Annotated in this window: 7 protein-coding genes and 1 pseudogene; 5 read left to right on the top strand and 3 right to left on the bottom strand. The window is 49.0% G+C overall.

Going from position 1 to position 7,391, the window contains the following annotated elements:
• A pseudogene (locus RM811_RS21575) lies at positions 1-382 on the top strand (GTP-binding protein); the annotation flags it as partial.
• Between the two features lie 237 nt (positions 383-619).
• Here RM811_RS21575 and radC read toward each other — a convergent pair.
• Entirely contained in the window at positions 620-1,294 is a 675-nt protein-coding gene (gene radC / locus RM811_RS21570) for a RadC family protein (RefSeq protein ID WP_402528246.1), read from the bottom strand.
• 216 nt (positions 1,295-1,510) lie between these two features.
• Here radC and coaBC point away from each other — a divergent pair, with 216 nt between their 5' ends.
• Complete coding sequence (gene coaBC, locus RM811_RS21565; protein WP_402528243.1) at positions 1,511-2,761, top strand: bifunctional phosphopantothenoylcysteine decarboxylase/phosphopantothenate--cysteine ligase CoaBC; 1,251 nt, start codon at positions 1,511-1,513, stop codon at positions 2,759-2,761.
• A gap of 91 nt (positions 2,762-2,852) precedes the next feature.
• On the top strand, positions 2,853-3,308 hold the full coding sequence (dut, locus tag RM811_RS21560; protein ID WP_402528240.1) for a dUTP diphosphatase: 456 nt from the start codon (positions 2,853-2,855) through the stop codon (positions 3,306-3,308).
• Positions 3,309-3,522: 214 nt separating this feature from the next.
• Here dut and RM811_RS21555 read toward each other — a convergent pair whose 3' ends face one another.
• Complete coding sequence (locus tag RM811_RS21555; RefSeq protein WP_402528237.1) at positions 3,523-4,899, bottom strand: hypothetical protein; 1,377 nt, start codon at positions 4,897-4,899, stop codon at positions 3,523-3,525.
• A gap of 233 nt (positions 4,900-5,132) precedes the next feature.
• On the opposite strand from RM811_RS21555, the gene argB reads away from it, so the two are divergent.
• Positions 5,133-6,035, top strand: coding sequence for an acetylglutamate kinase (argB, locus tag RM811_RS21550; protein ID WP_402528234.1), 903 nt, complete (start codon positions 5,133-5,135; stop codon positions 6,033-6,035).
• Positions 6,036-6,043: 8 nt separating this feature from the next.
• A complete protein-coding gene (gene slmA, locus RM811_RS21545) occupies positions 6,044-6,634 on the top strand; it encodes a nucleoid occlusion factor SlmA (protein WP_402528231.1) in 591 nt (196 codons plus the stop codon).
• Between the two features lie 103 nt (positions 6,635-6,737).
• On the opposite strand, the gene RM811_RS21540 is transcribed toward slmA, so the two are convergent.
• On the bottom strand, positions 6,738-7,391 hold a 654-nt coding region (locus RM811_RS21540), incomplete at its 5' end, for an IS1595 family transposase (protein WP_402528228.1).

The raw sequence follows: 7,391 nt of genomic DNA, 5'->3' as shown, positions 1-7,391 counted from the left end.
GCCGGTGGCCATGAAGAAAGAGTGGCAGCATCATATGAACGACTACCTTGAGCGTCGTGAAGCTCTGGTTGGTCTGGTTCTGCTGATGGATATTCGCCATCCAATGAAAGAGTTTGACCAGATGATGCTGAATTGGAGTGTAAGTGCTAACTTACCTCTGCACATCCTGCTGACCAAGGCAGACAAGCTTAACCAGGGAGCAGCAAAGCAGGAACTGAATAAGCTGAAACAGAACCTGATCCGATTTCCACTGGTGAGTGTTCAGCTGTTCTCATCCCTCAAGAAGACCGGAGTGGATCAGCTGGCCATGAAGCTGGACGAGTGGCTACTCGCTCCGGAGCCTGATGTTGAGGAAGAGGATGACGTTGATTCAGAAGAATAGGCTCTGAAGCATTTTCCGGAATAGCTTCCCTGTATCTTGAGACTCCAGACCCGTGTAGAAGTCGTGCTAAACACCCTTCGTCCGTTCACCCTGAGCGCCCTTCGACTTCGCTCAGGGTGAACGGATATCCCAGTACATGGTTTCATTGAAATTGACCGGTGACGCAGGTTGGGTCGAGCGAATGCGAGCCCCAACAAACGATCTGCAATCATCGGTAAAAGTGTTGGGGCTCCCAACCTACATCAGTCCATGTTCAGCCATAGACAGTATCTCTCCCTGCCCTACGATCATATGATCCAGAACCTGAATATCCACCAGTTGCAATGCCTCTTTCAGCGTTTGGGTAATGCGGATATCTGCCTGACTGGGTTCCGGGTCTCCGGATGGATGGTTGTGACACAGAATCAGTGATGCCGCATTGAGAAGCAATGCCTGTTTTACCACCTCTCTGGGGTGAACTGTAGCGGCATTTAATGTGCCCTGGAACAGGGTTTCCAGGGCGATGATCCGGTGGCGGGTATCCAGAAAAAGACAGGCAAACTCCTCTCTCTGAAGACCCTGAAAATGCAGTTGTAAATACTCTCGGGTGGATTTTGGGCTGGTAATAATATCGGACTGTGCCACTTTCTGGCGGAGAACTCGTCGGCACAGTTCCAGAATGGCACTGAGCTGTGTGGCTTTGGCGGGTCCAAGTCCTTTAATAGCTATTAGCTGCTGATGCTGGGCCGTTAGCAGTTTTTCCAATCCATTAAATTGCTCAAGCAGCTGGTCGGCCAGTTCCATCACGTTTACACCCTGACAGCCGGTTCTTAACAGTAGTGCCAGCAACTCCGGTTCGGTCAGTGCTGCTGGCCCCATGGCCAGCATCTTTTCTCTGGGAAGCAAAGTATTACTCCAGCGTTGTGCTCTCATCAGATAGTTATATCCGTTAGCTATTCACTGTTATGATGGAGCTGATTTATGGTGAGTAGCTCATGACTATTCAATCAAGCGATTCATGACTGTTTATAGGGTTCATGACTGTTTATAGGGTTCATGACTGTTTATAGGGTTCATGACTGTTTATAGGGTTCATGACTGCTCAGACAAAGAATTGCCGGTTTAATTCCCTGAGGAAATTTGCAACCTATGCAACAGCTAAGCAACAAACGCGTTGTTCTTGGTGTCACCGGAGGCATTGCTGCCTATAAGAGTGCAGAGCTGGTTCGGCTGCTGACTAAGCTGGGCGCCGATGTGCGTGTGGTAATGACCCGTGCAGCCTGTGAGTTTATTACACCATTAACCCTGCAGGCTCTGTCCCATAATCCGGTTCATCTGGATCTGCTGGATACCAAAGCTGAAGCGGCAATGGGGCATATTGAGCTGGCTCGCTGGGCTGATGTGGTTCTGGTTGCACCGGCCACCGCTGACTTTATTGCCAGGTTGGCTGGAGGGCATGCGGATGACCTGTTAACCACATTGTGTCTGGCCACCAGTGCCCCTATTTGCCTCGCGCCGGCCATGAATCAGGGAATGTGGCGGGACAGTGTCACCCAGCAAAACTGTGAAGAACTGCTGGAGCGCAATATAAAGCTGTTTGGTCCCGGCGATGGCAGTCAGGCCTGTGGTGATATTGGCCCGGGCCGAATGCTTGACCCTGAGCTGATTGTGGAAAAAACATCGGTGCTGTTTACCCATGATATTCTCACCGGGCTGAACGTATTGATTACGGCGGGCGGCACCCGTGAAGACATTGATCCGGTTCGCTACATTTCCAACCACAGTTCCGGAAAGATGGGTTATGCCATTGCAGAGGCCGCTGTTGAAGCGGGCGCTACGGTTACCATAGTCAGCGGGCCTGTTAATCTGGATACACCGGATCGGGTGAAGCGGGTTGATGTGGTCAGTGCCCGAGACATGCATCAGGCGGTTCATGATCAGATGGAATCTGTTGATATTTTCATTGGCTGTGCCGCTGTCAGTGATTATCGACCGGCTGAGATAGCAAAAGAAAAAATCAAAAAAGATCCTGAAAATGGCAGTGAAACACTGGAAATAAAACTGGTTCGTAATCCTGATATTATTGCCTCTGTTACTGGTCTGGACACACCGCCCTTTGTGGTGGGTTTCGCCGCAGAAACACACAATGTGCTTGGCTATGCTGCGGATAAAATGCGCAGAAAGAAAATGAACCTGGTGGTGGCCAATGATGTTGCTGATCGTGATATTGGTTTCAGCAGCGACAGTAATGAAGTGACCGTTATTGGTGAAGAGCTGGAAGAGCCGTTACCAAGAGCCTCGAAAAAAGTGGTATCACGCAAACTGTTGCAAATTGTTGCCCGGCGTTTCAGAAAATGGAAACACCTGCAGTCAACCACTGAGACTACTGAGCAGCCTTGAGCGGAAAATGCCGCTCTCACCGAATTTCGAAAATGGCGCATAGTTTCAGAGAGCGGCATTTTCATGGTAAAGAAACAGGGAGTTACACGACATGAGAACACTAAAGACCCGTATTCTGGATCCGCGGCTGGGCACTGAGTTTCCGTTGCCAGAGCATGCAACAGAAGGTTCTGCCGGTATAGATCTTCGTGCCTGTCTTGATGAGCCTCTCACGCTGGAACCCGGCCAGACGCAGCTGTTACCTACCGGTATGGCTATCCATCTTGACGACCCGGCGCTGGCCGCCATGATTCTTCCTCGCTCCGGGCTTGGCCACAAACATGGCATTGTGCTGGGCAACCTGGTGGGGTTGATCGACTCCGATTACCAGGGACAGCTGATGGTATCCTGCTGGAACCGGGGAAATACCACCTTCACCATCCAGCCCGGTGAGCGTATTGCTCAGTTGATTCTGGTGCCGGTGGTTCAGGCGAAGCTGGAGATTGTTGAGAGCTTTGAGGAAAGTGACCGTGGTGCTGGTGGGTTTGGGCATTCCGGAACCCATTGATTGTCATTAATTAACACGACTCATGTCTTTCAAATGGCGGTAGGGGGAAGAAGAGCGGAAGAAGAGCGGAAGAAGAGCGGAAGAAGAGCGGAAGAAGAGCGGAAGAAGAGCGGAAGAAGAGCGGAAGAAGAGCGGAAGAAGAACGTTCAACCTAAATGCAGCAGTTGAATTCAGGTTCAATTGCTGGGTTAGGGATTATGGTTGGTGTGATTTTTCAGTAGCATCCACCACGGGGAGCAGTAATCTTTTTGGCACTATGTTTCATCAGGAAATTTTCCATATGCTGACGCCCGCGTTCATAATCCTTGCCTGTGCTCTGTCTTTCCTTACCACGCAATTGGTCGAAGGTTTCTAAGAGTGGTTGAATGGTAGTGAGGTTATGTTTTAACAACCACTCTGCCATTAAGTCATTACCATCGGTAACCAATCGAGGCAACGCCATATCTGCGAATTGCTTTAATCCTTTAACAGAGGCACCTCCGTGCTTTACCAGCCACTCAGCTGGCTGGTGGCCATATACTTTTTCATGGCTTTCTTTTCCGTCCAATCCATCATTAACATAATTGACTAACGCCAAGGTTGCTGCCTCTGGGAGTTGTTTAGCCCCGTGATTCTTGATAAGCCAGTCACCTACCCTGATATTGTAATGACTGATAGCCTTCTTGAACTCATCCTGAACCTCTAGTCTTGCTCCCATTTTGATCAGCCATTCGGCGTTGGCAAGATAACCACATTTGAGTGCTTTGCACAGGGTAGTATTATCAAGCAGGCTCACAATAGTATCCTTGCTCGCCCCATTTGCTAATAGCCAGTCAGCTCTTTCCGCCATATCAATAAAACCATCACCGACAACTTTTGCCAGTATCTTATTCATTTTATCAGTGTAAGTGGTGATGTTTACACCATTATCCCGTAGCCATTGTGCCAGTAGCCATTGTGCACTTTTGGTATACCCTTTTTTCATCGATTGTTGGAAAAGGTCTTTAGCGAGCTTGATTGTTAAGCTTGTTAGTTGTTTTAATTTCTGAATAAGTTGATCATCTGATTGCCGTCTTTCTCCTGCCTGTCGGACCTCATGCAGTAGTTGATGCTCGACCCACGGGTTAAGGATCCAGTCTTCCATGGCTAAAAAATCCTGGTCAATCTGTTTTCTCAGGGCAGTATTGGCGATACATTCATCACTTTGTGGTTCAGACTCGTGATCAGTGGTAATAAAAACGCTTTGCTCAATATTTTGTTTGTGGGTACGACTTGAATCTTTGGGATTTAGATGGACATTTTGTAACGCCCCGGAATTATGTGCTGGCGATCTTGTGAATTCTGGTTGATGGCTAACGGAAATCCTGGGATGTGGTGTTAATGGCGAAGTACTCCGTGAATTGTTAGCAGCTGAACCAGATTGATCTAGTGGATCATGCGGGATGTAATTAGATTCTGTGTGGAGTCTGACCTGGCGATTATAGGGGTAGTGCCTCTGGGGTTCTCGCCAGCCTTGGCCGTGTCCTTCTGTTCCTCCTTGCCAGACTTGGCCGTGTCGTTCTCTTCGCCATGATGTACCTTGGTGCCAATTACTATGGCCATAATAGTTCATAGAAAAACGCTCTATTTAATTTTGATTTTCCAGAAAATCGTCCAGACGTATAATACCCGACAGGTATTGACAGCAAGCAGATGAATAAGTTCAGATTTCCGGTTGCGGCGTTATAATCGAAGCAAGCGCAGAGCAATGATACGCTGTTTGATTCTGACAGGAATAACCACCATCATGCCTGTCAACAGGCCAGATAATTGCCCAATAATCACATAAGTCCCGCAGGAGGAGTAATGGATAAGCCTGCTTTGTCCTCTCAGGAAATCGCCACCGTTCTGACCGAGGCCTTGCCCTATTTGCAACGCTACGCCGGTAAAACCGTGGTCGTTAAATATGGTGGCAACGCCATGGAGAATGACGAACTGAAGAACAGCTTTGCACAGGGTGTTGTCTTGCTGAAGGCCGTAGGTATCAACCCTGTGGTGGTTCATGGTGGTGGTCCACAGATTGGTGACATGCTTAAGCGCCTGAACATCGAGAGTCGTTTTGTTCAGGGGATGAGGGTTACCGATGCCAGTACGATGGATGTCGTACAAATGGTTCTGGGAGGGTTGGTTAACAAGGAAATTGTTACGCTGATCAATAACAATGGTGGTCGTGCCATTGGCATCACCGGTAAAGACGGTCGATTTATTCGGGCGAAGCGACTGGTGGTAACAGAACATACACCGGAAATGACCGCCCGGGAAATTATTGATATTGGTCAGGTGGGCGAAGTGGAATCCATCGATACGGATATCATTACCATGCTGCAAAATTCCGACTTCATTCCTGTTGTCGCGCCTATTGGGGTTGATAATGAAGGTGCTTCCTATAATATCAACGCCGACCTGGTGGCGGGTCGTCTGGCTGAAGCGCTGGCGGCGGAAAAACTGCTGCTGTTAACCAACACCGCAGGGCTGCTGGATAAGGATGAAAATCTGTTAACCGGGCTGAATTCAGAACAGGTTGAAGGATTAATTGCGGATGGAACTATTTATGGCGGCATGCTTCCCAAGATACAATGCGCGCTTAATGCCGTGAAAGGTGGTGTGAAAACAGTTCACATCATTGACGGCCGGGTGCCTCATGCCGTTCTGCTGGAACTGTTAACCGACCGGGGCGTGGGCACCCTTATCACCGAAGATAGTGTGTAGTACTCAGAATGGATATGTCTCAGAAAATTTCTCGCAAACAGCAGATTCTGGAAGCCCTGGCTCATATGCTGGAGACGGCTCCGGGCACCCGGATTACCACCTCGGCCCTGGCCAGAGAGGTGGGTGTTTCGGAAGCGGCCCTATACCGGCACTTCCCCAGCAAAGCCAAAATGTTTGAAGGGCTGATAGAGTTTATTGAGGAAACCTTGTTTACCCGGATCACCCTGATTCTATCAGAAGAGCAAAAGGTGGCTTCACGTTGTGAAAAGATACTGCTGTTGCTGATTGGCTTCTGTGAGAAGAATCCGGGGCTGACACGCATTTTGACGGGAGATGCATTGGCTGGAGAACCCGAGCGCCTGCGCCAGCGTGTTGCCCAGTTGTTTGACCGTCTGGAGACGCAACTCAAGCAGACCCTTCGGGAATCAGAAATCAAAGAAGGCGTCAGAACCCGTATGACGGTGAGCGTGACAGCAAACCTGATGCTGTCTGCAGCAGAGGGTCGAATCGCCCAGTATGTGCGAAGTGAGTTCAAGCGCAAGCCTGCAGAAAACTGGTCTGACCAGTGGGTAATGCTGTCTGAAGCGGCTTTTCGTTGATAATGTTGATGTTGGCACCGCGTTCTTGTTTTGAACGTGGTGTTCATGTACTGAAAGTTATCATTGGGTTTTAGGGCTCAGTTCAAGTTATGTGTTGTTGAGCTCAATGAATCGAAATCTGATCTAAAAAACCTTCGAGTGAGAACGTATAAGTCTTTAGATAACGCTTCCAATCCAGATAGCGCTGCAAATACTTGGTGGCAACACCTTTGAAGAAGCCATCAATCCATCGCTTCAACTCACTGTGGCAGGCGTTCACTGTCTGGATATGATAAGTACCTTCTTTTACTCTCTGGCCAGCACTACTCACCAGTATTTTTGCTGTCAGGCTTAGCTTATCTGCCAGACTTTCATGAGCCAGGTGTGCATCAATACACAAAGTGCTGCCTGCAAGAATCTGACCTTCAGGTTGTGACACCAGATCTTCAGTACTGACCTTCTTCAGCACTGCATCAATGACATGACGCTCCCGATTACAGGCAACCATGACGGGAATCAGTGGGATACGTACTTTCTTTTCAGACCGCACATTGGCTGACTTTCTCTGTGTTCGTCGACCTCGTTTCCGTGGAGTTTCCAGCTTTCTATCTCCTTTATGGGACTCACGGAAAAAGGTTTCATCTTCTTCTGCAATACCGGATAACTGGCCGTATGAGTCATCTTTTACCAGCGCCATCAAACGGTGACGCAAGTGGAATGCTGTATCCAGCGATATGCCGCACCGCCTGGCGGCAGGTCGCAGTGTCGATTCGCCGTC

The organism is Endozoicomonas sp., from assembly GCF_031844845.1.
Classification (GTDB): Bacteria; Pseudomonadota; Gammaproteobacteria; order Pseudomonadales; family Endozoicomonadaceae; genus Endozoicomonas.
Note: the sequence above shows the minus strand (reverse complement) of the source record. Positions and strands in the feature narration are given on the sequence as shown.

What these genes read in the sequence shown, in the direction of transcription:
- coaBC (WP_402528243.1), top strand. Translation starts at nt 1,511, where the DNA reads ATGCAACAGCTAAGCAACAAACGCGTTGTTCTTGGTGTCACCGGAGGC.
- argB (WP_402528234.1), top strand. Translation starts at nt 5,133, where the DNA reads ATGGATAAGCCTGCTTTGTCCTCTCAGGAAATCGCCACCGTTCTGACC.
- dut (WP_402528240.1), top strand. Translation starts at nt 2,853, where the DNA reads ATGAGAACACTAAAGACCCGTATTCTGGATCCGCGGCTGGGCACTGAG.
- radC (WP_402528246.1), bottom strand. Translation starts at nt 1,294, where the DNA reads ATGAGAGCACAACGCTGGAGTAATACTTTGCTTCCCAGAGAAAAGATG.
- slmA (WP_402528231.1), top strand. Translation starts at nt 6,044, where the DNA reads ATGGATATGTCTCAGAAAATTTCTCGCAAACAGCAGATTCTGGAAGCC.
- RM811_RS21555 (WP_402528237.1), bottom strand. Translation starts at nt 4,899, where the DNA reads ATGAACTATTATGGCCATAGTAATTGGCACCAAGGTACATCATGGCGA.